Origin of the sequence: Carnobacterium sp. 1290_CSPC, assembly GCF_001053265.1 — a bacterium.
GTDB classification, from domain to species: Bacteria; Bacillota; Bacilli; order Lactobacillales; family Aerococcaceae; genus Aerococcus; species Aerococcus urinaeequi.
The window spans coordinates 61,044-87,882 of sequence record NZ_JVVG01000023.1 but is presented as its reverse complement, the minus strand read 5'-3'; the positions used below and the strand labels follow the sequence as shown (position 1 = coordinate 87,882).

The 26,839-nt window shown below is 40.5% G+C and carries 21 protein-coding genes; 5 read left to right on the top strand and 16 right to left on the bottom strand.

Translation table 11 applies throughout. From position 1 onward, the window contains the following. Nucleotides 1-157: 157 nt before the first annotated feature. The 5 genes from AC973_RS01505 to priA form a co-directional block, all read right to left on the bottom strand. Complete coding sequence (locus AC973_RS01505) at nucleotides 158-2,350, bottom strand: protein kinase domain-containing protein (RefSeq protein WP_048726374.1); 2,193 nt, start codon at nucleotides 2,348-2,350, stop codon at nucleotides 158-160. Continuing rightward, complete coding sequence (locus AC973_RS01500; RefSeq protein ID WP_048726371.1) at nucleotides 2,350-3,168, bottom strand: Stp1/IreP family PP2C-type Ser/Thr phosphatase; 819 nt, start codon at nucleotides 3,166-3,168, stop codon at nucleotides 2,350-2,352. Before AC973_RS01500 ends, AC973_RS01505 begins: the two co-directional genes overlap by 1 nt. Before the next feature lie 19 nt (nucleotides 3,169-3,187). Continuing rightward, entirely contained in the window at nucleotides 3,188-4,636 is a 1,449-nt protein-coding gene (rsmB, locus tag AC973_RS01495) for a 16S rRNA (cytosine(967)-C(5))-methyltransferase RsmB (RefSeq protein WP_048726368.1), read from the bottom strand. Continuing rightward, a complete protein-coding gene (fmt, locus tag AC973_RS01490; RefSeq protein ID WP_048726365.1) occupies nucleotides 4,626-5,609 on the bottom strand; it encodes a methionyl-tRNA formyltransferase in 984 nt (327 codons plus the stop codon). The genes rsmB and fmt overlap by 11 nt, the downstream gene beginning before the upstream one ends. 109 nt (nucleotides 5,610-5,718) lie before the next feature. Next, nucleotides 5,719-8,136 carry a primosomal protein N' gene (priA, locus tag AC973_RS01485; protein WP_065419840.1) on the bottom strand — a complete coding sequence of 806 codons (2,418 nt, stop codon included), beginning with the start codon at nucleotides 8,134-8,136 and terminating at the stop codon, nucleotides 5,719-5,721. Nucleotides 8,137-8,395: 259 nt separating this feature from the next. Here priA and guaD point away from each other — a divergent pair, with 259 nt between their 5' ends. Beyond that, nucleotides 8,396-9,760, top strand: coding sequence for a guanine deaminase (gene guaD / locus AC973_RS01480; protein ID WP_048726360.1), 1,365 nt, complete (start codon nucleotides 8,396-8,398; stop codon nucleotides 9,758-9,760). A gap of 165 nt (nucleotides 9,761-9,925) precedes the next feature. Here the strand turns inward: guaD and rpoZ are convergent, their stop codons facing one another. Continuing rightward, the gene (rpoZ, locus tag AC973_RS01475) at nucleotides 9,926-10,138 is read right to left on the bottom strand and encodes a DNA-directed RNA polymerase subunit omega (protein ID WP_048726357.1); all 213 of its coding nucleotides are present in this window, start codon (nucleotides 10,136-10,138) and stop codon (nucleotides 9,926-9,928) included. Then, nucleotides 10,138-10,770 carry a guanylate kinase gene (gene gmk, locus AC973_RS01470; RefSeq protein WP_048726354.1) on the bottom strand — a complete coding sequence of 211 codons (633 nt, stop codon included), beginning with the start codon at nucleotides 10,768-10,770 and terminating at the stop codon, nucleotides 10,138-10,140. Before gmk ends, rpoZ begins: the two co-directional genes overlap by 1 nt. A gap of 290 nt (nucleotides 10,771-11,060) precedes the next feature. Between gmk and AC973_RS01465 the strand changes: the two genes are divergently transcribed. Then, the gene (locus tag AC973_RS01465; protein WP_003142457.1) at nucleotides 11,061-11,453 is read left to right on the top strand and encodes a hypothetical protein; all 393 of its coding nucleotides are present in this window, start codon (nucleotides 11,061-11,063) and stop codon (nucleotides 11,451-11,453) included. Between the two features lie 79 nt (nucleotides 11,454-11,532). Here AC973_RS01465 and cls read toward each other — a convergent pair whose 3' ends face one another. The 6 genes from cls to rpsO all read right to left on the bottom strand — a co-directional run bounded on the left by cls (nucleotide 11,533) and on the right by rpsO (nucleotide 19,740). Then, nucleotides 11,533-12,981, bottom strand: a complete 1,449-nt coding sequence (gene cls, locus AC973_RS01460; protein WP_048726349.1) for a cardiolipin synthase — start codon at nucleotides 12,979-12,981, stop codon at nucleotides 11,533-11,535. A gap of 111 nt (nucleotides 12,982-13,092) precedes the next feature. Continuing rightward, entirely contained in the window at nucleotides 13,093-13,698 is a 606-nt protein-coding gene (locus AC973_RS01455; RefSeq protein ID WP_026466392.1) for an energy-coupled thiamine transporter ThiT, read from the bottom strand. Nucleotides 13,699-13,709: 11 nt separating this feature from the next. Continuing rightward, entirely contained in the window at nucleotides 13,710-15,413 is a 1,704-nt protein-coding gene (locus tag AC973_RS01450; protein ID WP_048726346.1) for a ribonuclease J, read from the bottom strand. A gap of 189 nt (nucleotides 15,414-15,602) precedes the next feature. Then, the gene (locus tag AC973_RS01445; protein WP_048726345.1) at nucleotides 15,603-16,646 is read right to left on the bottom strand and encodes an aspartate-semialdehyde dehydrogenase; all 1,044 of its coding nucleotides are present in this window, start codon (nucleotides 16,644-16,646) and stop codon (nucleotides 15,603-15,605) included. A gap of 505 nt (nucleotides 16,647-17,151) precedes the next feature. Then, nucleotides 17,152-19,260, bottom strand: a complete 2,109-nt coding sequence (pnp, locus tag AC973_RS01440; protein ID WP_048726342.1) for a polyribonucleotide nucleotidyltransferase — start codon at nucleotides 19,258-19,260, stop codon at nucleotides 17,152-17,154. A gap of 210 nt (nucleotides 19,261-19,470) precedes the next feature. Next, entirely contained in the window at nucleotides 19,471-19,740 is a 270-nt protein-coding gene (rpsO, locus tag AC973_RS01435) for a 30S ribosomal protein S15 (protein WP_003142464.1), read from the bottom strand. Between the two features lie 205 nt (nucleotides 19,741-19,945). Between rpsO and AC973_RS01430 the strand changes: the two genes are divergently transcribed. Further along, nucleotides 19,946-20,641: a phosphatase PAP2 family protein gene (locus AC973_RS01430; RefSeq protein ID WP_048726339.1), complete on the top strand. Its 696-nt coding sequence runs from the start codon at nucleotides 19,946-19,948 to the stop codon at nucleotides 20,639-20,641. 107 nt (nucleotides 20,642-20,748) lie between these two features. Here the strand turns inward: AC973_RS01430 and uvrB are convergent, their stop codons facing one another. Continuing rightward, on the bottom strand, nucleotides 20,749-22,743 hold the full coding sequence (gene uvrB, locus AC973_RS01425) for an excinuclease ABC subunit UvrB (RefSeq protein WP_048726336.1): 1,995 nt from the start codon (nucleotides 22,741-22,743) through the stop codon (nucleotides 20,749-20,751). A 103-nt stretch (nucleotides 22,744-22,846) separates the two neighbouring features. Between uvrB and AC973_RS10080 the strand changes: the two genes are divergently transcribed. Then, a complete protein-coding gene (locus tag AC973_RS10080; protein ID WP_256379456.1) occupies nucleotides 22,847-22,978 on the top strand; it encodes a hypothetical protein in 132 nt (43 codons plus the stop codon). 195 nt (nucleotides 22,979-23,173) lie between these two features. Further along, nucleotides 23,174-23,422, top strand: coding sequence for a 30S ribosomal protein S20 (gene rpsT, locus AC973_RS01420; RefSeq protein ID WP_003143716.1), 249 nt, complete (start codon nucleotides 23,174-23,176; stop codon nucleotides 23,420-23,422). 108 nt (nucleotides 23,423-23,530) lie between these two features. On the opposite strand, the gene holA is transcribed toward rpsT, so the two are convergent. Then, nucleotides 23,531-24,565 (bottom strand): DNA polymerase III subunit delta, encoded by a 1,035-nt coding sequence (gene holA, locus AC973_RS01415; RefSeq protein WP_048726331.1) that lies wholly within the window; start codon nucleotides 24,563-24,565, stop codon nucleotides 23,531-23,533. Nucleotides 24,566-24,575: 10 nt separating this feature from the next. Beyond that, nucleotides 24,576-26,759: a DNA internalization-related competence protein ComEC/Rec2 gene (locus AC973_RS01410; protein WP_225968902.1), complete on the bottom strand. Its 2,184-nt coding sequence runs from the start codon at nucleotides 26,757-26,759 to the stop codon at nucleotides 24,576-24,578. Between the last annotated feature and the right edge of the window lie 80 nt (nucleotides 26,760-26,839).

Here is a 26,839-nt window from a genome sequence, read left to right as displayed (position 1 = left end):
AACTTGATTCATCCATGTAATGAATTACACGGTTTTCTCAAGGGGCGACTTTAAATAAAAAACACTCCGACAATTTTTATTCATTAGAAAGGTCTTTAAACTGGCAAAAAAGGCGTAAACAAACTGTCTACACCTTTCTCTTGATTTATTGATTTACCTAATCTTCTACATTTGAACTTTCACGTTGGCTAGATGATGAACTAGCACTCGCTGAAGAACTTGACGCTGAAGAAGTTGAGCTTGAACTACTATTAGATGATGAACTTGATGATGAGCTATCATCGTCTTCGTCGTCATCATCGTCATTGGATGATGAGCTTGAGGATGAAGATGCGGATGAAGATGAAGATGAAGAGCTTGAACTTGATGAACTAGATACTGGTTCCGGTCCATCAGACATCACAATATATAATTCATCTCCTGCTACAAATTCTGTACCTGGTGTAATCGATTGAGAAATCATAACGCCATCCGGTACCCAACCTGAATATTGTGAATCAAATGAAGCAACTAAACCATTTGAATCAGCATATTGTTGGATTGACGCTCTATTCCAACCAGATAAATCGGCCATCGTAAAGGTTTCAACACCTGCAGAAACAACAAAGTTAATAGTTGTCTCACCAGGTATTACTGCTTTACCTTGTTCGATAGATTGGCTCAAGATGTCGCCTGCTTCAACTGAATCAGAGTAGTCTTCTTCTTGGGTGACGGTAAAGCCTAATGCCGTTAATTCTTCTTCAATTTTCGTAAATGGTTGACCAGTGTAATCCTTTAATTCATACGGCTCAGGACCTTGCGAAATATTGACATCGACTTCCGTATCACGTTTCACTTCTGTGTTTGCTGATGGACTTGAATTGATCACACGACCGGCTTCAACTTCTTCATCGTATACTGCTGTTACATCTCCTAGAACTAAATTTAAACTTTCTAAAGTTAAGGATGCCTCTTGCTCTGTCATACCTGCTAAATCAGGTACAGTAATATTGCGGCCTGCCATGTAGTTATAACCTAGGAAAGCAATCAATAGGAGTCCAACGATTATTCCTGTAATAATGGCAAGTGGTCTACGACTTTTCGGCTGTTTATTACTTGGTTTGCCACCTTGTTTATTAGGTTTACTAGTTGGCTTGCTACCACCATTCTTATCGGTACCATTACCACTAGGACTTGGGGATGGGTCTGCTTGTAAGCCACTAACACTAGCAACATCCGCAGCGCCTGCGCTGCCACCACCCGCAACCGTTCCCGGACCCGCTAAGGCGGCTCCAGCTAAACCAGCGCCTGCAGCCAAAACAGCCTTATCTGCAATATCATGTTCATCTGAATCATCTAAAACAGTATCTTCAGCATTTCCATCGGTTGTACCCGGTTCTGTATCGTCATCAACTGCTTTTTCGCCAGCTGCCATTAACTTTACTTCATCGGACTCTCCTAGACGCATTTGATTTTCGATATCTTCCTTAGCCATGACAATCGTTTCATTGGCCATGTTAGCTGGGATAAATACAGGCTCATTTTTCCGGTTATCAGAAAAGACCGTTTCTAAGTCATCAATCATTTCTTGTGTAGATTGATAACGAGCAGATGGTTCTTTAGCTGTTGCTTTGGCCACCACATTAATTAAACTTTGTGGGGCGTCTTCGCGGTAAGCTTCGATTGGTGGTAGGGGTTCTTGGAAGTGTTTCAGGGCGATTGAGACAGCTGATTCACCGTCAAATGGTACCCGACCTGTCAGCATTTCAAATAGGACTACACCTAATGAGTAGATATCTGAAAGACTTGTAGCCATAGATCCACGCGCCTGTTCTGGTGATAGATAATGGACTGAACCAATAATCGAATTGGTTTGGGTGATGCTTGTTTCAGAAGTCACCATAGCAATCCCAAAGTCCATGATTTTAATCGTCCCGTCCTGGTTGACCATGATATTTTGTGGTTTCAAGTCACGGTGGACAATACCGATATTATGGGCAGCTTGCACCCCTGATAGGATTTGGATCATCAGCGTTTGAATAATATCCACTGGGATTGGGTGGTTTTCACGGATATAGGCCTTCAAGTCCATTCCGTCCACATATTCCATCACGATAAACTTGCCTTCCTCATCTTCACCCACGTCAAATAAACTGACTACGTTTGGGTGGTTTAATTCTGATACGGATAGGGCTTCACGCTCAAATCGTTTGGTGGCATCCATGGCATCTGCTTTCCCAACACGCAAGAATTTGATGGCTACATCACGTTCTAAAATGGGGTCGTAAGCAAGATATACATCTGCCATACCGCCTGAACCGATATGGTTAACGATTTTGTAGCGTTCATCAATGACTTGACCAGATCTCATTAGCATTCACCCCTTTCATTTTCGATTTCCTCATTATAAAATGTCTCTTCAATTGTCTCTTCTCTTTCTGTAAATGGTGGTTTTCTATGGGCAATCACCACCGAAATATTGTCTCGGCCTCCATGGTCATTGGCCATATCCACTAATTGGTCAGCTTTTGCTTCAATTGATAGACTTTCATCTGTCAAAATAGCCAAGGCTTCTGTTTCCTCAACCATATCAGTTAATCCGTCTGAACATAATAGTAAGGTATCATCTACTAAAAAGTCTACAATATTAATATCTACATCAACGTTAGCAGCAATACCCACTGCCCGAGTCACGATATTCTTTTGTGGGTGAACCTGCGCTTCTTCTTTAGTAATCATATCCATATCCAATAATTCTTGGACAAAAGAATGGTCTTTAGTAATTTGCTTTAGTTCATCCACTTGATGAATATAGATACGCGAATCCCCTACATGGGCTAAAACCACTTGTGCCAAGTCCTCTAATGGTACAGCTGCGACGATTGTTGTACCCATACCTGACAAATCATGGTATTGATTGGCTTTTTCAAATATATGGGCATTGGCCGTCTTAATTTGATCAGTCAACCATTCAGAAATGATATTGGCGTCCGTCATGTTTTCAGTGCTTTCCCAAGCAGTTCCTACATGATAAATAGCCATTTCCGAAGCAACATCTCCTGCATTATGGCCACCCATCCCATCACAAAGCAATAAGATTGCTGCTTGGTCTTGGTTGTAAAAAACGCCTACTTGGTCTTGGTTTTGTTTTCGTTCGACACCGACATCAGTTTTGCTTGCGATTTCCATGTATGCTCACTTTCCTTCGCTAGTTTTTTTCAAAGCTGGCGATAAAGAAACCATCAGACATATAGGCATGCGGTAGGATTTCAATTGTTCCATCTGCGCCTATTGATTGGTCTAGGTTATCTCGCCAATGTTTAAATGACTTCAATGTTAGGTCTGGATGTTGGTCTAAAATGGCTTTAACCACATCTTCATTTTCTTCTCTTGTAATTGTACATGTAGAGTAGGTAATCACGCCACCCTTTTTCAACAATGGTAATGCTTGGTTCATAATTGTCACTTGAATATCATGTAAAGCATCCAAATCTTGCAATGTTTTATGGTATTTGGTGTCAGGTTTACGGCGGAATAGGCCCACACCTGAACATGGTGCGTCGACTAGAATCTTATCAAAGCTTGTCGGTTCGCTGCCATTCTCCCCAAAACGGTCTAACAAGGCAGTAGCATCTTGATGGAGAATTTCCACGTGGTCAGCTACCTGCATCCGGTCTACATTTTCTTGAATTAAAGGCAATTTATTTTCTGCTATATCACAGGCAATGACATGCCCAGTTCGGCCAACTGCTTCAGCGATTTGCACAGTTTTTCCACCCGGTGCGGCACAAGCGTCAAGAACTGTTTCCCCTGGTTTCGGGTTTAAAGCTTCTACAGCTAGAAGTGCTGATTCATCTTGAATGGTAATTTCCCCGTTCATAAATAAGGATGAATGGGCTGGATTCCCTTTAGTTACCCGTAAGGCAAATGGTGACAAAGGACTAGGCGCTACTGTAAAACCTTCTGCTTCTAATATCTTTTGATATTCGGTCATTTTTTCTGAGTTTAGGTTATTAAATTTATTGTTGGCCCGTACCGTAATAAAAGGCGTTTGATTGAGTGAATTAGCCAATTTTTCGGCTTCATCTAAGCCAAAACGGTCCACAAAATAATCTACCCATACAGGCGGTAATGAGGCCTCTAGGGTTAACTTCTCTCTTGGATCTTCTTTGGTTTGGATAAAATCGGCCATTGTTTCATAACGTCTGGTGAAATTCCGTAAGACCCCGTTAGCGAATTTAGCCAAGGTCTGATTGCCTCGTTTACGGACAATTCTGACCGCTTCGTCAACTACCGCATAATTTGGGATATTATCTAAATAATACATTTGGTAGGCCGAAACAATGAGTAAAGACCAGACCCATGATTTCACTTTATTGGGCTTGGCTACAAAATCACGGACAAAAGCGTCCAATGTATAGTAGTTTTGAACAGACCCATAAACCAGGTTAGTATAGAGGTTACGGTCTGCTTCGGCCACAGCTTCTTCAGTTAACACCCGGTTAACTTCTTGGTTGATGAAGTGGTTGTGGCGGATAATTTGATTAACTGACTCCATCGCTTGAAAACGAGCAGATAATTTCAGAGGTGTTTGGTAGCCCCCACTATGACCGCCATTTCGGGCATTTGACCCTGGTTCTACTTGATTATTCTCCATCTATATCGTCCTCCACTTGGTCAAAGCTATCGCCGACCGCTAAGTTGCCGGCCCCACCGTTAATGAAGGCTGCAACGTCCATTTGTTTCTTACCAGCTGGTTGTAATTGTTCGATAGCTAGAACGGTTTTGTTCCCTGTTGCTACCCATAATTGAGCCGGTTTCTTTTGAATTTTAATAATTGTGCCTGGTTTTTCGTCAGTCGATTCTTCTTTGACTGGTGCTACCTGCCAAATTTTCCACCGTTGCCCGTCCACTTTGGTATGGGCTACTGGCCAAGCATTAAAGGCCCGCACTTGGTTGTCAATTTGCTGCGCTTCTTTACGCCAATCAATTTGTTCCTGTTGGCTGGTAATATTCGGGGAAAATGTCGCTTCTTCCTCAATTTGAGCTGTCGGTGTAATTTCGCCCGTGAATAATTTTGGCAAAGTATCCATCAACAAGTCAGTCCCTGCAACGGATAGTTTGTCGAACATAGTCGCAACGGTATCGTCACTTTCAATTGGGACTACCACTTGGGTTAAAATGTCCCCTGCGTCCATTTTTTTCACCATGCGCATTATCGTCACGCCTGTTTCCTTGTCACCATTCCAAATGGCATAGTGAACTGGTGCGCCCCCGCGGTATTTAGGTAATAATGATGCATGTACATTTACCGCGCCGTATCTTGGCGCCTCTAATATGCTCGTCGGTAAGAATTGACCAAAGGCTGCAGTGACGATTAAATCGATTTCCTCAGCTAATAAATCTTTGATTTCTTGGTCCCGGCCGATTTTTTCCGGTTGGTAAACTGGAATGTCGTGTTTTAAAGCCGCTTCTTTCACTGGTGATGGTGTTAATTTCCGTTTGCGCCCTACTGGACGGTCGGGCTGCGTCACAACTGCAACCACTTCATACTGATCATCTTGCGCAACTAATGCGTCTAATATATTCACTGAAAATGCGGGTGTCCCCATAAATACGATTCTTTTCAAATGTGTCTCCTTTAAATAAATCCTGTGCTTTCTTCTTATTATACCATTATTTCAATCTGAGATTTTCGCTGATCAGTGTCAGGTTTAGATTGAAATGACTAGCTTTTTTTTACATGAAGGTTTGTGGGTCTACGTCAATGGATACGTAAATTTTGTCTTTAGACCAATTTTGGGCCTTGTCTTGAATTTCTTGTAAAACAGCTTGGATGGCCTGGTTGCCTCGGTGCTGGTACAAGAGTTGGTAATAGTATTGATTATTAATTCTTGAAATGGTCGACTGAGCGGGACCGATCACCTTGGTTGCTTGAATGTCAGCCTGCTGTAAAATTGCAGCCACCTTAGCAGCCGTCGCTTGCGTTGTATGGTCGTCAAAATTAGAAATAGTAAAGCGGACAGTGTAATAATACGGCGAATACTGGTTGAGTTTCCGGTATTGCATTTCGGTTTGATAGAAACGGTCATAATCATGATCTTTAGCCAAAGTTAAGGCATAATGGTCCGGATTATATGTTTGAATCAAGACTTGCCCGTCTAGGTCCCCACGGCCAGCCCGTCCTGACATCTGGGTCAAGAGCTGGAAAGTCCGTTCAGCTGCCCTAAAATCTGGCAGATAGAGTGTGGTATCTGCATTGATAATGCCTACTAAAGTAATGTTTGGAAAATCCAGCCCCTTGGCAATCATCTGGGTACCTAGTAAAATATCTGCTTTTTTATCAGCAATTTGCTTTAATATCCGCTCGTGACTCCCTTTACGCCGGGTGGTGTCCATATCCATTCGGGCCACGGTTCTATTCGGGAACAGCTCATTAATTTCTTGTTCCACCTTTTCCGTCCCCGTTCCAAATTCACGTAAGTGGGTTTGACCACAATGTGGACAACGTTGCGGTCTGGCCTCGTTATAGCCACAATAATGACACTGTAATTTCTTGTCGTGATAGTGGTAAGTCAGTGATACATCACAATTTGGACATTGAAAGGTATAACCGCAGTCTCGGCATTGCATGAAATTGGCGAAACCACGCCGGTTTAACATCAAAGCAACTTGTTCGCCCCGGTCCATTGTAGCCTGCATTTGGTCACGTAATTGCCGTGAGAATTGATAGTAATTTTTATGTTTAAATTCTTCACGCATATCAATCATTTCAACAGGCGGTAGTGGCTTTTGATTTGACCGTTCGGGCATTTCAAGTAGTTGATAAACCCCATTTTGGGCTCGTGCTCTAGATTCTAGACTAGGGGTTGCTGAACCTAAAATAACTGGCGAATGGTGGTAAGCTGCCCGCCATTTGGCCACTTCACGTGCGTGGTAACGGGGATTATCTGACTGTTTGTAGGTAGTTTCGTGTTCTTCATCCAAAATAATCAGGCCTATATTTTTTAATGGTGCAAATATAGATGACCGGGCCCCAACAGCTATTTTAGCTTGGCCATTTTTTAATTTGCGCCACTCATCAAAGTGTTCCCCTGTTGATAATTGACTATGCAAGACCGCTACTTGGTTCCCGAAGCGACTTTTCAACCGGTTGACCATTTGCGGCGTTAAGGAAATTTCTGGTACCAGTAAAATGGCTTCTTTATCTTTATCTAAGGCTTCTTGAATCAGTTGCAGGTAAACCTCTGTCTTCCCTGATCCTGTTACCCCTTGTAGTAAGAAAACCCGGTCTTCTTGGTTATCCATGGCTTCTTTTACAGCATTAAAGGCAGCTTCTTGTTGGGCTTGTAAGGGTAACTTTTCTGATTTTTCAATCGCAATATCTGCATAGGGATCACGGTTAACTTGTTGGTCGTAAAGTTTTAACCAACCTTTTTCTGCCCCTGATTTAAGCGTAGCTGTGTGCAAGTCAAATTCATCTCTTAGGTATTTAGCAGGTACTTTCTTACCGTCCAGCTCCATTAACACTTCCACCAAGGCAAGTTGCTTCTTAGCTGTTTTTCGAATGCTGGTGACTTCTTCCTCTAGTTGGTCAAAGTCCATCAGTGGTTGTATCCATTTTTCCGTTTTATAGCGTTTACGGTCTTCTACCCGATAGTCTATGGACAGGTGACCTTTGTTTTTAAGGGCTATCAACTCGGTGAGAATTCCCCTTTTTTCGGCTTCAGACCAGGCGATTTCACTGAGGTCATCAAAGTATTGCTGATGATCCAGATAGGAAATTTCAGGGGTTGGCAGGAAGAACTTTTCATAATTTACCTTGAGCAAGTTAGGCAGCATGGTATGGTAGGCTTCAACTAAGAAACAAAAATTTTGCTTGGCCATATCCTTACCTAATTGCAACATTTCCGCGTTTAAAACCGGTTCGTCGTCTAAAAGTGCGGTAATCAGCTTCAATTCGCCTTCAAAATCAGCCTCGATTTTAGCTGGTGAAATGACATAACCCAAGAGGTTACGACTGCCAAATGGGACTTGTACCCGCATGCCTGGTTGAATAATATTCACCATTTCTTCAGGGATTTGGTATTCAAAAGGATGGTCCGTCTGCATGGTGGGGACGTCCACGATCACTTCTATAACATTTGCCTCAACCATTCCAGTCGCCTCCTTCATCGTATTCATCTATCTATTGTATAGTAATTGGTTGGAATTTAACATTAATTGCCTGTGGCATATATTGCCGCTTTTACTTTGTATATTCGTTCGTTAATTTATCCTATTTATAAGTAAACTCTAATTAATTTGAAATATCATAGTTTATTTACGAACATTTAACCTTAAATCTATTTACTTGTTCGTTAATTTATCTTAAAATGAGAAAGAAGGAAATATTTTTATTTAAAGGGAGCACAATATGATTGGATTAGAAAAAGCCATTTTAGCGACTTATTTTCATACGCCAGAACATGGTCAACTGACATACCAAGAAGACGCACTGATAACCATCAACCAAGATGGGGTCATCGACCGAATTGTCCCTCAAGATGACGGTGACTACCAACCGCTAATCGCCTTATTTGAAGAACGTGGCACTTTAATTCGTCTAACAGACGGTCAATACTTATTACCAGGTTTCATTGATACCCATATCCATGCCCCTCAATGGCCACAGGCGGGGATTGCTTTAGACGCCCCCTTGGATGTTTGGTTAAATGAACACACTTTTCCACTAGAGGCTAAATATAAAGACATTGACTTCGCGAAAGAAGTTTACACAGACTTAGTGGCGACCTTACTCGCTCGTGGCACCACTACTGCCCTTTATTTCGGGACTATTCACAAAGAATCGTCATTTGAATTGGTTAAGATTGCTGCAGAAAAAGGTCAACGCGCCTTAGTTGGTAAAGTAGTTATGGATGACCCACAAGGTAACCCTGACTTTTACCGAGATGCCTCAACTGAGATTGCCCTACAAAAAACCGAAGAATTCATCCAAGAAGTGCGTGCCTATGGTAAGGACGTCATTCAAGGCGTCTACCCTGTTGTCATGCCCCGCTTTGCCCCCTCTTGTACTGACGAGGCCTTAGCTGGTTTAGGTGCACTAGCTCAAAAATACGACACCCACGTCCATACTCATTGTAGTGAAGGCCAATGGGAACATGATTTTACTTATAAACGCTTCGGTAAAACTGACACAGAAGCGCTTAGAGACTTTGGTTTATTCGGTAAAAAATCAGTTATGGCCCACTCTAACTTTATCAATGACGATGATGCTGCGATTTTTGCAGAAAACCAAACAGCGGTTGCCCACTGCCCTATTTCTAACGTTTATTTTGCTAATAGTATTATTCCCATTAAACACCTAAAAGAATTAGACGTACAAGTTGGCTTAGGAACAGATATTTCCGGTGGCTTCTCACCGTCTCTATATGACGGGATTAAACAAGCCGTGATGAGCTCACGTCAATTAGAAGACGGTGTTAATACCCGTTTACCGCAAGCCAAACGCGGTGTGCCAGATTCTCGCATTTCTGTTGTAGAAGCCTTTTCTCTTGCAACACTTGGTGGTGGTGAAGCCCTTGACTTACCAATTGGTTTAATCAAAGAAGGCTATGCTGCTGATTTCCAAGTAATTGATACCACAGCCAAGGAAAATCGTATCCAAGGATTTGGTGTCTTTGAAGACCTAGGACAAACGTTTGAAAAGATCCTATACCTAGCTAATCAAGCCAATATCCAACAAGTATATGTTCAAGGCAAATTAGTCTCTGAAAAATAATATTCAATTGATGATAAGAGGTATGACCGTTTTGATGGTACACCTCTTTTTTTGCGTATTTCATTAGCTAAGTCACCTCACATATCTAGATTGAATTAGCAAAAAAAACCAAGCAACGGAAAGCTACTTGGCTTAATGAAGTTTATATTTTTCTAAAAATGATAATTAGCTTTGCGATAATGAGTCTGGATCAATCACTAAGTCATTAGAAGCGATTTCTTCTAACGCTTGACCTACAAATTTAGGTGATTGGTATTCATTTAACATCGGATTCTTCTCAACCTGTAATTCAGTTGCGCGTTTTGCAGCAATGGATACTAGTGAGTATTTTGAGTCGATGCGGTCTAATAATTTGTCAATTGATGGATAGATAATCATTATTTTTCGTCGCCTTCCTTTAAGTAATTTTCTACAATATCGTCGATAAATCGGTCTGTTTTTAAATGCTCAGCATTTATGATGGTTTGAATTCGTTCAACTGCCGAGTCTACATTGTCATTTTCCACAACATAGTCGTATTGCGTAACCAATTGCAACTCTTCTCGTGCTTGATGCATCCGTTTCTCAATGACTTCTGGGGCGTCAGTACCACGATTAACTATTCTAGATTCTAACTCATGCATAGTCGGTGGTGCAAGAAAAATGAATACACCATCTGGCATACGTCGCTTAACCTGCAATGCACCTTGAACCTCTATTTCAAGGAAAACATCCTTACCTTGTTCAGTCATTTCTTCAACGTATTGAAGGGGTGTTCCATAGTAGTTGCCCACATATTCAGCATACTCCAACAAACGTTCGTCTTCAATCATACCTTCGAATTCGTCGCGCGATACAAAGAAGTAGTCTTTTCCATCTACTTCGCCCGGGCGTGGTTGTCGGGTTGTTGCAGAAACTGAATAATAAAACTGATCATGATTCGTATCAGTCTCGAACAGCGCTTGTCGCACTGTTCCCTTCCCCACTCCAGAGGGACCGGATAATACAACTAATAGTCCTTTCGATTTCATAGAACACCTTTCACCCTTCACATTTTTATATAGCCTTAATAGTACCACAAATTTAAATATTTTTCTCAAAGACCTGAAGATTTTCTTTAATGTTCGGATTAATTTTCAATTAGAATCATACCATAATTAAGCTTCTGAGTAAAAAGTGAACAGATGTTCGTAAAAAGACTTGCATACCGAACGGACGTTCTTTATAATATAAAATGTAAAGCGAACAAATGTTTGCTAAATCAAGTTACGTTACTACGTACCCATCTTTCTGACCACTGTTCAATATAAGGAGGCTTATCATGCAAAACCCATTATCTTATCAATCAATCCGTAATCTATTCATCCCAGTTGATCCAATGTTGCTTGAAGCTGAACAATCTAGCCAGTCAAATATCCTTTCTTTCAATAGTGAAGAGCGCAAAGCGAAAAAGGAAAGCAACGTATTGACAACTATTATGCCAATCAAAGACATAATCAAACATATTAACTATTCAAACGAATTAGGTGACCCCCTATATATTACCGTTACTCGTCAAATCGGTTCTATGAACACCAAAGATATTTTATTTGGTATCTTTCGGTCAAAATATACCGATAAAGACATTGTCCTATTTGAAGATGTTGATAATGATGTTATGCGCATCATTAAAGTCGATGAAATCATGGCTGTTCGTTCAGTTTATGCCGATTAAATTAATCATCGTTATCACCAACAATTCCATAACACCGCAAAAACCAGCTAATCAGATAGCTGGTTTTTGCTTTTACCTATTATAGAACTGGTGAGAACAATCTCGAGAACCCTTGACGGAATTTCTTCCATTTTGTTTGGTTTTCAAAATGATTGATATCTACTTGAGTCGATTCTTTCAAGTCGTTTTTGAAGATTTCCTCTAATTGGGCAACGAGTTTGCGGTCGTAAACAAAGGCATTGATCTCAAAATTCAAAGCAAAGCTTCGGATATCAAAGTTAGCAGTCCCAACGCTAGCAACATGACCGTCTACGCATACTGTTTTGGCATGTAAGAACCCATCTTCACGGTATTTATGTACGTGAACACCAGCTGGCAGTAAGGATTTTACATAGTATTCAGTTGCTCGATATACTAATGGGTGGTCAGGTTTTGATGGAATCATGATATGGACTTCCACACCTGATAAGGCTGCCATCTCAACTGCTTCAAAGATGGCTTCGTCTGGAATAAAGTAAGGCGTTTGAATATAAATATACTCTTCTGCAATATTAATCATCTGCAGGTAACCCATTTTTATTTGGTCAGATTCTTCGTCTGGACCTGATGAAACAATCTGCATGGCTGTTTCACCATTTACTTCTGGGTCTGGGAAATATTCATGGTCAAAGTCACTTGGTTTGGCTTTTTTAGAAGCGAACCAGTCTACCATAAAACGGCTTTGTAAAGTTTTGACGGCATCTCCTGTAATCCGAAAATGGGTATCACGCCAATAACCTAAAGGTCCTTTACCAATATATTCTTTGGCTACATTAAAGCCTCCTACATAACCGACTAAACCGTCAATCACCACAATTTTACGGTGGTTACGCCAGTTTAGACGAAAATTAAAAATAAAGAAGGGACTTTTTGAGAAGAAACTTTCAAACTGTATCCCTGCTTCTTCCATGCGTTTCACTGATTTCTTACTTAGCCGACGACTACCCACTGCGTCAGCCATCAATTTGACCTCTAATCCCGCTTCGGCCCGGTCAATTAAGGCGTCTACTACCCGCATACCCACTTCATCATCAGTAAAAATGTAGTATTGTACATGCACCGAATCTGTTGCGGCATAGATATCCGCAACTAGTCGGTCCATTTTTTCTTGGCCTGAAATAAAGATTTCGACATGATTGTTTTCAGTCAAGATTGAATAGTCACTCTTAAACAAGACACGCATCATCTTTTGAATACCACGCGGATAATGGTCAACATTTTTCTGTTTACCATCTTTATTTAAATACTTTTCTTTTAGACCATTTAAACCATAAATTTCTTGGTTACGAATCCTAAAGATATTTTGGTCGGAAATCTTTCGACCAACAAAATAATAAATAATAAAACCAATACCTGGTAATAATATTAGCACCAATAACCAAGCCCAAATAGTCGCCACAGGACGGTCTTGTCTAAGGACGGTAATAACTGCGGCGATGGTATTTAACACTAAAAGAATTAAAATCCCATAAAAAATATATAAACCCATGTTTTCCCCTTTTTAAAAGTAAAAGAGCAAACAAAATGGTCGATTGAAAATGCCAAGGACTAGTTGTTTGCTCTTACTTACTATTTATTGTTACAAGATATGATGAACGAGTTAGTCATTCAATAAACGCGAACGTTCTTTGCGCGAAATATATGGCGTATTCTTTGGAATCCAATATTTCGATGAAATGTTTAAGATAATTACTAGGATGACTAAGGCTAAGGCTAAGTTAGCCAAGAATGACCATAACATACTCATCGCATATGTACCGTCAGCCACTTGACCAACATTTAGCACATATTGATTAAAGATAAATTTTAGGATGAAGAATGCGGCAAAAGTCATAACTGTCCCGGTAATTAGGTTTAGGTATACACTAGACATACGGCGGTTGAATAACGTCCGCTGTAAGTTTCGGGCAAATTTACCTGATAACCCAACCATAGCTGTTTGGATTGCACTAGCCACTAGCACCATCCACTCTGTTTGTACATTCTCTACTTGTAAATACCCCACTACTGCTCCAAGTACTGCACCAGCGATAAAGCCTGCTGTTGATCCTCTTCTATATGAATAGAAAACCAATAGGGTTAATGAAATCGCTACGGTAATATTGTAACTTGTAATGGTTACTGGGAAGATACTTTCAATTAATAAAGCCAGGATGACAAACAATAAGCCTTCAACCCAGACTACTAATTTTTGTGACGCGTTCATGCCGGACCCCCTTAGTTTTGTTTCCCTTTTTTCTTATCTTTTTTGTCAGGATGGTAGTTTGAAGCTTCCATAATGACTGGTAAAATCATCGGACGGCGTTGAGTTTCACTATATAATTTCTTACTTAGCGCATCACGGATGTCACCTTTTAATTTAGACCATTCAAAGTTCTTGTCTTTAAGATTTTCCTCAGTCACTTCAACGACGACGTCTTTTGATTCATCTAATAAGGTTTCAGAAGCCTTCATATAGATGAAACCACGAGAAATAATTTCTGGACCAGATAAGATTTTACCTAGACGACGCGAAATAGTTAGGACAACTAAGAAAATACCATCTTCAGATAAGATACGGCGGTCGCGAAGAACAATATTGCCAATATCTCCAACACCTGATCCATCAATCAATACGTTTGAAGCTGGTACGGCACCACCGATATGGATATTGCCATCTTTATAGGTCAAGATATCCCCTTTGTCTAATAAGAAGACATTCTCTTCTGGAATACCTACCTCTGTTGCCAAGTGTTTGTGGGCAGACATTAGACGGTATTCACCTGAAATTGGGACCACATATTTAGGTTTCAATAAGCTGAGCATTAATTGTAAGTCTTTTGGACTTGCATGACCACTTGACGCATACGCCTGAGCTAATTCAACCACTTCACCGCCTGCACGGTAAACATCGTTTTTCGTTTCTGCTACCACTTTTTCCATATCATAAGAAGGTGTTGTCACAATAATGACCTTATCACCGTCTTTAATGGATACAGTTGTGTGGCGACTTGAGGCCATTTTTTGTAAGGTTGTTAACGGTTCACCAGATTTTCCAGTTTCTAGGAAAATAATTTCATGATCTTCAAAACGGCCAAGGTCTTTCAAGTTGGCAATCAAGTCTTTTGACGGAATCGATAGTTTGCCTAAGCGAATAGCTACGTCAATAATTTCTTCCAATTCAGTATCATCTAAGAAAACACGACGCCCCAGTTTACTTGCAACATCTAAAACTTGTTGAATACGCATTAAGTTTGAAGCCACCGCCGCAACGATAACACGACCTTTAGCATTACGCACTTCCTTCAACAAACCTTGTTCAATTTCAATTTCAGTGGCGTTGGGTTTCATATTTTCTGCTGCATTGGAATCTGATAGTAAGGCGAATACACCGTCACGACCAATTTCAACAATACGAGAAAAGTCTGTTTTATATGAATCTGAAACTGTCATATCAAACTTGAAGTCACCTGTATAAACGATTGAACCTTCTGGTGTAGAGACTTCAATCCCTACTGATTCAGGTACAGAGTGGGTAGTTTTAAAGAATTTGATCACGACATTACCAAAATCAATTTCATTATCTTCTGAAATAATATGGAAGTCTTGATAATTCTTCAAGCCAATTTTCTTCGTTTGAATTTTCGCTAATTCAATCGTTAATTCTGTACCAAATACGGGTACTTGAATATCTTTTAATAAATACGGTAAAGCACCAATAGCATCCGCATGGCCGTGGGTTAAAAATACCCCTGCTACACGGTCTTGGTTTTCTTTTAAGTATGTAAAGTCTGGAATCATCATATCGATTCCTAATAATTCATCTGGTGGGTATACAAGACCACAGTCTAAGACATAGATTGCTTCGTCAACTTCGACTAGGTACATGTTTTTCCCGTTTTCACGGACACCACCCAGAGCGATGATATTAATATCACTCATATTACTGCCTCCTAATATATTGGGTTTATTTTTATAAAGTCTGGATGCACGCTAAATAGTTAGTGCAGCCTGTATCCAAGCTGACGCAAATTGTTAATCAGGTCGGATATATTTTTTACTCAAAAAAAGTGCGGTGCAATGACGCTTCGCCATATTGCCCGCACATCGCTAGCTTAAGTATAACATAAACTAGATTAATTTATCAGCTACCATTTGTTCTGCAATCTGAATTGAATTCAATGCGGCACCCTTCCATAAATTGTCAGAAACAACCCACATATGGAATCCACGTGGGAAGTCTAAATCTTTACGGATACGGCCAACAAATGTTTCCGTTTTCTTCTCAGCATTTACTGCTTGAGGGTAAAGTTGTTGGTTGATATCATCTTCCAATACAACACCAGGTGCATCTCGTAAAACATTTTGGATATCTTCAAGTGTCACGTCATCATTATCTACTTCAAAGTAAACAGACTCTGAGTGGCCGTATACAACCGGTACACGCACACATGTCGCTGATACCCCAATCGTATCATCACCTAAGATTTTTTTGGTTTCATTGGTCATTTTCATTTCTTCATAAGTATAGTGGTTGTCTTGGAATTTATCAATTTGCGGCAATACGTTGTAAGCCATTTGATAATGTTTCTCATCACCACCAACTGGCAAGATGCCAGGTGTTTGAATATCATTACCCGCTTCAATATCCCGATATTGTTGACGCATTTCTTCAATAGCTGTCGCCCCTGCACCTGATACCGCTTGGTAAGTAGACACAATCACACGGTCTAACCCAAAGGCATCACGGATTGGATTTAAAGCCACAACCATTTGGATTGTTGAACAGTTAGGGTTAGCTATCAAGCCATTATGATTTTTCAATGCTTGTGGATTTACCTCTGGCACTACTAATGGCGTATTTTCATCCATCCGGAAGGCAGAAGTATTATCAATTACGACTGCACCAGCATCAATGGCTGCTTGGCTAAATTCGACTGAACGGTCTCCACCAGCTGAGAAAAAGGCAATATCCACACCTTCAAAAGCATCCTTCGTCAATTCTTCAACAACATAGTTTTTATCGCCCACCGGTAATTCTTTACCTGCTGAACGCGCTGATGCTAATAGTTTCACATTTTTTACTGGGAAATTTGCTTTTGCAACCAAGTGACGTAATTGTTCCCCAACTGCACCTGTTGCCCCGACAATTGCTACATTATACTCTTTTGCCATAATTGATTCATCCTTTTATTTATATTCGATAGTATTCGTATTCGCTGTTTCATTTTATCAGAGCTTAGCCTTTTTCTCAATGAAAATGACAGTATTATGAAATAAAAATGAGAAAACACTCAATTAATATAAAAATTATCTGTTACCCTTCTTCAGTTTGCACGATCAACAATTTAATGGTCTTCACCCTTATTTAGTCCATATCATGAGAATAGAAAAAGTATCAGTATTTTGATTTATTCACTTTTCTTAGAAGTTAATCTCTTCAAATTCATTACTTCCCTATAAATATTTTATACCGTTAGCACATCAAAATTTTCTCTGAACTATGTAAATGTAGCACAACATCAACCTCATTTTATTTGAATGGAAACCTAAATAGTCGAATTTTTATATTTCAATTGATGACGTTTATTGATGATACTGGACCTATTTTTCTTTATCTCTATATAAAAAAGCACCCAGTTAAAAAACTGGATGCTCTCTTATATAAAATATCTGAATATTACTCAGCGTCTAAACCTTTCATCGTCAAGTTGATACGACCACGGTTGTCGATTTCTGTCACTTTTACGCGGACTTTTTCGTCCATTGACACTACGTCTTCCACATTATTGGTTCGTTCTTCTTGCAGTTGAGAAATATGCACTAAACCATCTTTACCTTTAGCGATCTCAACAAAGGCACCAAATTTTTCAATGCGTTTGACAGTTCCTTCATACACTTCACCTGCTTGAACTTTTAGGGTCAATTCAGCAATAATTTCTTTCGCGCGTTTGATCATTGCCGCATTATCTGAAGCGATATTCACGCCACCTTCTTGATCGATATCAATTTTAACACCTGTTTCATCGATAATTTTGTTGATGGTGTCGCCACCTTTACCGATAACCACTTTAATGTCATCTGGATCAATTTGCATTTGCTCAATTTTTGGTGCATAAGGACTTAATTCAGCACGTGGCGCGTCAATTGCAGTTGCTAAGTGACCCAAGATTTCAACACGCGCTTTATGTGCTTGGTCTAAAGCTTCACGTAGAATTTGTTCCGTGATCCCTTTAATCTTGATATCCATTTGTAGCGCAGTAATACCGTTTTCTGTACCGGCTACTTTAAAGTCCATGTCACCTAAGTGGTCTTCTAGACCTTGGATATCTGTTAAAACAGTGTAGTTTTCTTCGTCTTCATCCATGATTAGACCCATTGCGATACCAGCAACTGGTGCTTTAATTGGCACACCTGCGTCCATAAGGGCTAAAGTACCCGCACAAATAGATGCTTGTGATGATGAACCGTTAGATTCTAATACTTCAGCAACTAAACGAATTGCATACGGGAAGTCTTCTTCACTTGGCAATACTTCGTTTAAGGCGCGGTAACCTAAAGCACCGTGACCAATTTCACGACGACCAGGCGAACCGTAACGGCCGGTTGAACCTACTGAGTATTGAGGGAAGTTGTAGTGGTGCATGAAACGTTGGGTAACATCACCTGATAAACCATCAATACGTTGTTCTTCAGATAATGGTGCTAATGTCGCTACTGATAAGGCTTGAGTTTGTCCACGAGTGAATAAACCAGAACCGTGTGTACGTGGTAATAAGCCAACTTCTGAAGCTAATGGACGGATTTCGTCAATTTTACGACCATCAGGACGTACTTTATCGTCAGTAATTAAACGGCGAACTTCTTTATATTCTAATTGGTGAGCGATTTGGCGCACTTGGTCCATTAATTTTGCAACATCTTCATGTTCTGCATATAATTCGCTGTAGTGGTCGATAATCGCTGCTTTAACCGCTTCGATATTTTCTTCACGTTCCAATTTATCAAAAGTTTGGATAGCGTCAACCATTTGTTGATTGTATTGTGCTGTTACTTCAGCAACCAACACGTTGTCCGGTGTATTTAATTGGACGTCCATTTTCTCTTGACCAACTTTTTCACGGATCTCGTCTTGGAAGTAGCATAATTCACGGATTGATGTGTGACCAAACATTAAGGCTTCAAGCATTTCTGTTTCAGATAACTCTGCAGCTGAAGACTCTACCATGTTGATGGCATCTTTAGAACCAGCAACAATTAACTCTAAATCAGATTGTGCTTGCTGTTCTACAGTTGGGTTAATCACCAAATCACCATTTACACGACCAACATTTACCCCTGCGATAGGACCATCGAAAGGAATATCTGAGATTGTTAAGGCTGCTGATGAACCAAACATTGCGGCCATTTCTGGTGAACAGTCTGGGTCTACGGATAAAACAGTATTAATCACTTGCACTTCATTGGTAAACCCTTCGTCAAACATTGGACGGATAGGACGGTCAATCAAACGTGCTGTTAATGTTGCATGTTCGCTTGGGCGACCTTCACGTTTAATGTAACCACCAGGAATTTTCCCTACTGAGTACATTTTTTCTTCATAGTTTACTTGTAATGGGAAGAAGTCTTGTCCTGGCTTAGCTTCTTTTGCCCCTACAACGGCAGTTAATACGACAGTATCTCCGTAACGAACCAATACCGCTGCATTGGCTTGTTTAGCTACCTGACCATATTCGATCGTTAACGGGCGGCCGGCCCAATTCATTTTAAACACTTGCTTTTCTTCCATGTTCTAACATGCTCCTTTATTTGCATACTGCCAACAAGTTTGCTACTAAACAAATTTCTAAGATCAAGACTTGATACTCACAAATTTGCATAGTAGTGAACAACTGTTGGCGCTTTTATTCCATACTAGTTTATTTTCCTATAAAAAGGGTTAAAAATCAACAAAAGCGAGACACAAAAGTATCCCGCTTTAAGATCATATTTATAAGAATTAACGACGTAAGCCTAATGCTTTGATTAATTCACGGTAACGTTGAACATCTTTGTTACGTAAGTAAGCTAACAAGTTACGACGGTGACCAACTTTTTTCATTAAACCACGGTAAGAATGGTGGTCTTTTTTGTGCGTACGTGCATGTTCGTTAAGAGAGTTGATATCTTCAGTTAAGATAGCGATTTGTACCTCTGGGCTACCAGTATCTCCTTCGTGACGTGCAAATTGTTGGATTAATTCGTTTTTACGTTCTTTTGAAATTGCCATGTGACAACACCTCTTTCATAATATTCGCCGTAAACTGCGACAAGCGTTGGTGATTCAACTCGCGAAGTAAACGGTCATCTGACATTATACACATAATCAACTTATAATGCAAATGGATTCTCAAAAAAATCATCAGCCTTTATTCCCTTGCGAAATGTTCATACAATATATACAATAAAGCTTAATATCGACATGGAGGCCAGCAATGAAAAAAGATCCAATTCAACCTTATTTAATAGCATCCGCCATCACCGCAATACCCTTTATTTTAATCTGTTTAACAGCAATGATTGACGTTGATTTTTTGACAGTAATCGACCAAAATATTGGCCAACATCTCTATCAATGGGGCCCAGCGCCTTTTACAACGTTTGTACAATCTTTCACCCTCATTGGTAATGCCCAAGGAATCATTCCTCTCACGATGATTATAGCTGGTATTTTCTATTATATCAGCCAAAAATGGCAAGTATTACTGTGGATAGTTTTCACTATTCTAGTTGGCGCTGGCCCTGTTGTTGACCTAATTAAAAATATTATTCGACGGACGCGCCCTTCCTACGTGACGCACCTTGTTGACCAAGGAGGCTACTCCTTCCCTTCTGGGCATGCAACTGGCGCAGTACTAGCATGGGGATCCCTAGCTTTCTTAATTTGGTATTATTTTAAGGATAAGTACCCAAAGATGATGCCCTACTTAATTGGCTTTACCATCTTCATGGTGGTTGCCATCAGTGCATCTCGCTTATACCTTGGCGTCCACTATTTATCTGACATCATCGCCGGCTGGTCTATAGGTGCTACTTGGTTAATCCTCTGCTTGAGTTACTTTAACCTTTTTATAGCAGATAAAAAAGCATTGGAAAATGAAGTAAAGGATAACAACTTAAAAGAAAAATAGTCAAAGAAAAAGGCACCGCCGACAAAGCGATGCCTTTTTTGTTATTAAAAATCTTATGAAATATCGAACGCAAGCTACGCTTACTTTATAGTTAAGATAAGTATGAGCTATTTCTTCATTTCTGCTTTTAATTCCATAATAATGTCACGCAATTCAGCCGCTTTTTCGAAGTTTAAGTCCTTGGCAGCTTGTTTCATTTCTAATTCCACATTTCTTAAGGCCTGTTCTCTATCATCGCGTTTCAAAGCTCGGAGTTGTTCTGTTAGAGAATTACTCATTTCTTCAGAATTCACATGGGTAATTCGAATAGCATCACGAATTTCTTTCTTGATTGTTTGCGGTACAATCCCATGTTCCTTGTTATAAGCTTGTTGGATAGCACGACGACGGGCCGTTTCATCCATTGCCCGGCGCATAGAGTCGGTGATACCATCTGCATACAGAATTACATGCCCATTTTGATTACGTGCTGCCCGTCCAATAGTTTGGATCAGCGACCGTTCATTACGTAAGAATCCTTCCTTATCCGCATCTAATATCGTGACTAAGGATACTTCAGGTACATCTATTCCCTCACGCAATAAGTTAATCCCAATCAACACATCGAATACACCTAGACGTAAGTCACGTATAATTTCTGTACGTTCTAACGTCTTGATATCAGAATGCAGATATTTCACCTTAATGCCCACTTCTTCCAAGTAGTCGGTCAGGTCTTCTGCCATTCGTTTCGTTAAAGTGGTGATAAATACCCGTTCTTCACGTTCAATTCGGTCATTAATCTCACTAATAATGTCATCAATTTGACCTTCAATTGGACGAACTTCCACAGTAGGATCAAGCAGGCCGGTTGGTCGAATGATTTGTTCTACAATGTCATCTTCGCCTGCTTTTTCTACTTCATAATCCGCTGGTGTTGCGGATACGAATAGGGTCTGGTTTAATTTGCCTTCAAACTCTTCTAATTTTAATGGTCGGTTATCCAAGGCTGACGGTAAACGGAAACCATGGTCAATTAAAACTTGTTTTCTAGCCTTATCTCCGTTATACATGCCGCGCACCTGTGGCATTGTCATATGTGACTCATCCACCATTAATAAGAAATCTTCTGGGAAGAAATCAAGCAAGGTATATGGTGCTTCCCCAGGTTTACGCCCATCCATATGACGAGAGTAATTTTCGATCCCGTTACAATAACCCATTTCAAGAAGCATTTCTATATCATAGCGAGTACGTTGTTCTAGACGTTGCGCTTCAAGCAACTTCCCTTCATCATTCAACTCTTTCAAACGTTCTTCTAATTCAGCCTCAATTGATTTAACTGATTTTTCTACTTGTTCATGGTCCACCACAAAGTGAGTCGCTGGATAAATGGGATAATGTTCTACTTCAGACTGGACCTCACCTGTTAAAGCATCCACTTCACGAATGCGGTCGATTTCATCACCAAAAAACTCCACTCGAATCGATGAAGAATCATGAGATGATAAGAATACATCCACAATATCCCCGCGCACACGGAAAGTCCCACGCTGGAAGTCGATATCATTTCGTTCATATTGATTTTCAACTAAACGACGCATAAAGGCATCGCGGGATAATGTTTGCCCTTGTCTAATTGATATCACATGGTCGCGGTACTCGACTGGGTTCACCAAACCATAAATACATGAAACAGAAGCTACTACAATCGTATCACGACGCTCCAAAATAGAAGACGTTGCAGAGTGGCGTAACTTATCAATTTCGTCATTCACGGACGCTGATTTTTCAATATATGAATCACTTGACGGCACATATGCTTCCGGTTGGTAGTAGTCGTAGTAAGATACAAAATACTCCACCGCATTATTCGGGAAGAAATCTTTCAACTCCCCGTATAACTGACCTGCCAAGGTTTTATTATGGGCTAGAACCAAAGTTGGTCGGTTGGTTTGGGCGATCACATTGGCCATGGTAAAAGTCTTCCCAGTCCCCGTACCACCTAGTAAAACTTGCGCCTTATCGCCAGCCTCCACTTGTTCTACAATTCTTCTGATGGCTTCCGGTTGGTCCCCATTCGGTTCATATTCCGAAACTAAATCAAATTGGTTTATCATCATGAACCTCTCTTCCTTTTAAAATACACAATTACATACCCTAATATTATACCACCTAAGTGATTAAAGCCGAAACCTTAGCCCTTGGGAAAAGGGGGTTCGCGACTTGGCTGACGGCCCAAGTGAAACAGGTATCAGTTTTCAAAATCACCAGCCTTTTTTCCTTCCCAATGCCAATAAATTTTTGAACAAAATCCTTTTACAAGAGACAAGTCATATTCTTGATGGTATCTATTAGCTCGCTATTTCCACCAAGTTTGTTCTGCCCAAGACATTTTTCCTTATGAATACATAAGACATTATCACTTGTTTATAACAGGTTAGATAAGACTCATTAAATTTACCTTGACTTATCTCTTATTATTTCTGTATAATATTGTCTGTTAGTGACAAGTTCACTTTTATAATTTTGACAGGAAAGTGGGTGTTTTTAATGCCAAATATTGAATCAGCAATCAAACGTGCTCGTCAAAACGAAACTGCTAACGCTCGTAACAGTGCGAAAATCGCTTCTGTACGTACAGCTGTTAAACGTTTTGAACAAGCTGCTGCAGAAAACGCAGACAACAAAGACGAGTTATTCCGTAACGCTTCTAAAATGTTAGATCAAGCTGCTAGCAAAGGATTAATCCACGCTAACAAAGCTGCTCGTGAAAAAGCTCGCTTAGCTAAAAAAGCATAATCGACCTTGGTAAATGGTGTTACCAAAACCGATCATTATAAAAAGCAGGAAAATGACGTACGCATTTTCCTGCTTTTTTTGTTGCCTGTTTTTTCTCATATATATGTCTTAACTGGCTACCCTACCTGAACAAAAGTCTAAAATAAACCACTCAATCCCAAGATGCTGGTCTACTTTCCCCTGTTTAATATCAAAGTCTAATTCAATCAACTTCATATAACCCACCATGAGTAAATTCGGCGAATAAGGATTAATCGATTGGCCAGCCATTTTAATCCGGTATGGATGAACGCCAATCGTTTCAGCCATTGATCCTTGGTCATAACCCGCTTTCTTCAATTGGATAATTTGCGTATACAAGCGGAAGTTAGACTGGAGTAAACCAAGAATGGCGATGGGTTGATTTTTCTGTGCGATTAGTTCGCGGTACAACCTTAAAGCAGCGGCCGAATCTTGACGCATAATATGGTCCGTCAGATGGAAGATATTGTCATCCAATGACGGTGTCACCAACAAGTCTACATCTCGCTGGTTGATCCTTTTCTCATCCCCTACATATAAAATCAACTTGTCCATCTCACGAATGGACTGGGTAAGCTGGTAATTGGTCCGTTTCAAGAATAGAGCCATGGCTTCTCTGGTCATATCGACGCCTTCTGAAGCCACATACCGCTGCATATAGTCCTTCACTTGAGGTTCGGCCATGACAGAGGTATCCACAAATGTGGCCTTCTTCTTGAGTTGTTTCACAATTTTCTTGCGGCCATCTAAGGATTCGTAATCAGCCACAATGACTAAAACCACATCATCAGCGGGATTGTCCAGGTATTCGAGTAAGGACGCGTCATCCTGCTTGATGGCATTCTTCTTTTGTGACCCCGTTAAAAAAGCTGGTTGCCGCATTAAAATCAATCTTGGTTCATTGAAAAATGAAATGGTGTTGGCTTCAATCATGACGTCCGCCAAGCTATCTTCTTCCATATCAAAGGACATGTAATTCATGGCGTTGGCGTCTTCTTGTAAGTACTGACCTTCAATGGCCGTTAAAAACCGGTTGATTAAGTAGGTTTCAGGCCCTTGTAGTACATATATGGGGTCAATTTGCCCGTTATTTAGCGCCTGTAATGCCTTTTGTAATTCCATAACCTACCTCCTAATTTGATTGCACGCTGTCTATTTTAGCGGATTTGGGCCAATAAATATAGTGGACAGCACCCATTGTATCCGTCCGGTATATTTTTGTTTGATTGGCTTCTAAATCAGCCACCACCCGGTCAGCTGGATGGCCATACCGGTTGTCCTTACCCACTGAAATCCAAGCGATTTTTGGGTCAGTCCTCTCGATAAAGTCAGCTGGCGTTGAATGGTCTGATCCGTGGTGAGCCACTTTTAAAATATCCACCGGTAGACTCGGGAGGGCATTTTCTGCTGCCCCATCAATATCCCCTGTAAATAGAAAGTCATGAAGTCCTATTCTACCATATAAGACTAAAGAATCCGCATTTTCTCCTGCACCTGATTTAACCGGCGCTAAAACCTGTAAATTGGTTTTTTGGTCAAGGGCCACCTGGTCTCCAGATTTGAGCCAGATAATCTTCATTTTAGGATTTTTCCCCGCCTCGATTGCTTCCTGCAAGGTAGTTAAGGATTCTGTGTCCGCGTCCATTCCGATTGGTAAATATAAGGTTTCGATTTTAAAGGCCTTGGCAATTTCACCAAATGATCCGATATGGTCAAAGTCCCCGTGAGTTAAAAACACCCCATCGATTGTCCTTGTCCCCGCTGCTTTAAGCGCTGGAATTATTTGCCTTTCAGCGACACTTTCACTGTCCCGTAATTGCCATGATTTGGACGGATCTTGGTCAGCTAAAAGTGTAGTGAAGTTGATTTTCCCCGCTAAATCGATTAAATAGACCTTTCTTTGGTAAGGCATTTCTAGGAAAAAGGTATCCCCCTGCCCAATCGCTAGCATGGCTACTTGCCCGTATCTGTGTAAATAAGGGTTCAAATACAGTAAAACTAAGCTAAGCGCTAGTAGTCCGTGCAAGCTTTTACTGATTTTCGCTTTTGAAAGATCCGCTAGATACATGAGTAAAGTGACCACAAAAAATACCAAGACAGCAATTTGTGGCCTACCCGTCACCCACTGAAACCAAGTCCATTTTTCAGCGAATAGAGCTAACATTTCTATTCCCTCAATCAAATAGGCTAATCCAGCTTGTAGCCAAGTGAAATAAGTGCCTAAACCGGTGATTTGAATGAGTAAAATCAAAAGGAGTCCGGGAAATAAAAAGGTGGCGAATAGCCAGGAGTAGCCGTAATTTAAGATAAGGGACGCCCAGGAGAATTCAAAGTAGGTCATGGTTAAAAAGGGAATGGTGACTAAACTACAGATGAAACTTTGCCAGATTTCGACTTGTAGAGAGTGCCGGCATTTGGCTTGGATAAATTTCCCAGTAAATAAAATGGTATAGGACAAGGCATAGGTCAACTGAAAGGACAGGGTAAAGATACTGCGTGGGTCTATAATTAGGAGTAAAATCATGGACCAGGAAGTGCCTACGAGTGATGAAGGCTGCCCGCCCCACCGCTTCTGGAGGACGTTATAGGTATAGGCTACAAAGGACCGAATCATGCCGTCGGGCCAACCTAAAAAGACGGTATATATGAGTAGGATGGCAATGGCGAAATAATCAAAAGATTCTACTGTGATGCCTAATCGAAGAAGGATTTTCTTGAAAAAAGTTAAGAAATACTGGACGTGAAAACCGGAAATCGAAAACAAATGTATCAGCCCTATTGCTTGATATGCGTCTAACACTTCCCCTTCAAGGGCATCCATTTCATTAAAAAAGAGAGACAAAGTATAAGCTGATACGGTCGGATTTTGAATGGTCCCCAGCCAATTGATTATGGCTTGTCTTTGGTTGGCTAACCAATATTGACCGTGATTTAAATCCCCATTAATGTTAATTGCATCCGGTGACATGATCCAATAAATATCCTGCCGTTTTAAATAAGTCCGGTAGTTAAACAGGTGAAAATTTTGGTTTTCATCGGCCATTTCCAAAGTACCCGTAATTACAGCTCGAAATGATTGGTCTTTGTCTAACCACGCTTTTTGGTCCACTTCTTCGTCCAGCATATAAAATACTTGCACCTTTTCATTTTGTCCGTTTAAACGCGTAGTCCCTTGAAAAGACAAAAGGTTACCTTCAACTTTTACATCAGTGATGGCCACGTCCATAACCAATTCTTCTTCTGACCCAGTTAGGATACTGTGTCGGCCGGCATCTTGATATAAAAAATAAGTGCCGAGTAAACAATGTACAAACACTAGTTGTAGCAGAAATTTACTCTCTCTTAAAGCAAGCACCCGGACCATAAATAAGCCATAACAAAGCCAGGCCCAAGGAC

Coding starts and splice junctions, on each gene's coding strand:
- AC973_RS01505 (WP_048726374.1), bottom strand. CDS start 2,350: ATGAGATCTGGTCAAGTCATTGATGAACGCTACAAAATCGTTAACCAT.
- AC973_RS01500 (WP_048726371.1), bottom strand. CDS start 3,168: ATGGAAATCGCAAGCAAAACTGATGTCGGTGTCGAACGAAAACAAAAC.
- rsmB (WP_048726368.1), bottom strand. CDS start 4,636: ATGGAGAATAATCAAGTAGAACCAGGGTCAAATGCCCGAAATGGCGGT.
- priA (WP_065419840.1), bottom strand. CDS start 8,136: ATGGTTGAGGCAAATGTTATAGAAGTGATCGTGGACGTCCCCACCATG.
- guaD (WP_048726360.1), top strand. CDS start 8,396: ATGATTGGATTAGAAAAAGCCATTTTAGCGACTTATTTTCATACGCCA.
- rpoZ (WP_048726357.1), bottom strand. CDS start 10,138: ATGATTATCTATCCATCAATTGACAAATTATTAGACCGCATCGACTCA.
- gmk (WP_048726354.1), bottom strand. CDS start 10,770: ATGAAATCGAAAGGACTATTAGTTGTATTATCCGGTCCCTCTGGAGTG.
- AC973_RS01465 (WP_003142457.1), top strand. CDS start 11,061: ATGCAAAACCCATTATCTTATCAATCAATCCGTAATCTATTCATCCCA.
- cls (WP_048726349.1), bottom strand. CDS start 12,981: ATGGGTTTATATATTTTTTATGGGATTTTAATTCTTTTAGTGTTAAAT.
- AC973_RS01455 (WP_026466392.1), bottom strand. CDS start 13,698: ATGAACGCGTCACAAAAATTAGTAGTCTGGGTTGAAGGCTTATTGTTT.
- AC973_RS01450 (WP_048726346.1), bottom strand. CDS start 15,413: ATGAGTGATATTAATATCATCGCTCTGGGTGGTGTCCGTGAAAACGGG.
- AC973_RS01445 (WP_048726345.1), bottom strand. CDS start 16,646: ATGGCAAAAGAGTATAATGTAGCAATTGTCGGGGCAACAGGTGCAGTT.
- pnp (WP_048726342.1), bottom strand. CDS start 19,260: ATGGAAGAAAAGCAAGTGTTTAAAATGAATTGGGCCGGCCGCCCGTTA.
- rpsO (WP_003142464.1), bottom strand. CDS start 19,740: ATGGCAATTTCAAAAGAACGTAAAAACGAATTAATCCAACAATTTGCA.
- AC973_RS01430 (WP_048726339.1), top strand. CDS start 19,946: ATGAAAAAAGATCCAATTCAACCTTATTTAATAGCATCCGCCATCACC.
- uvrB (WP_048726336.1), bottom strand. CDS start 22,743: ATGATGATAAACCAATTTGATTTAGTTTCGGAATATGAACCGAATGGG.
- rpsT (WP_003143716.1), top strand. CDS start 23,174: ATGCCAAATATTGAATCAGCAATCAAACGTGCTCGTCAAAACGAAACT.
- holA (WP_048726331.1), bottom strand. CDS start 24,565: ATGGAATTACAAAAGGCATTACAGGCGCTAAATAACGGGCAAATTGAC.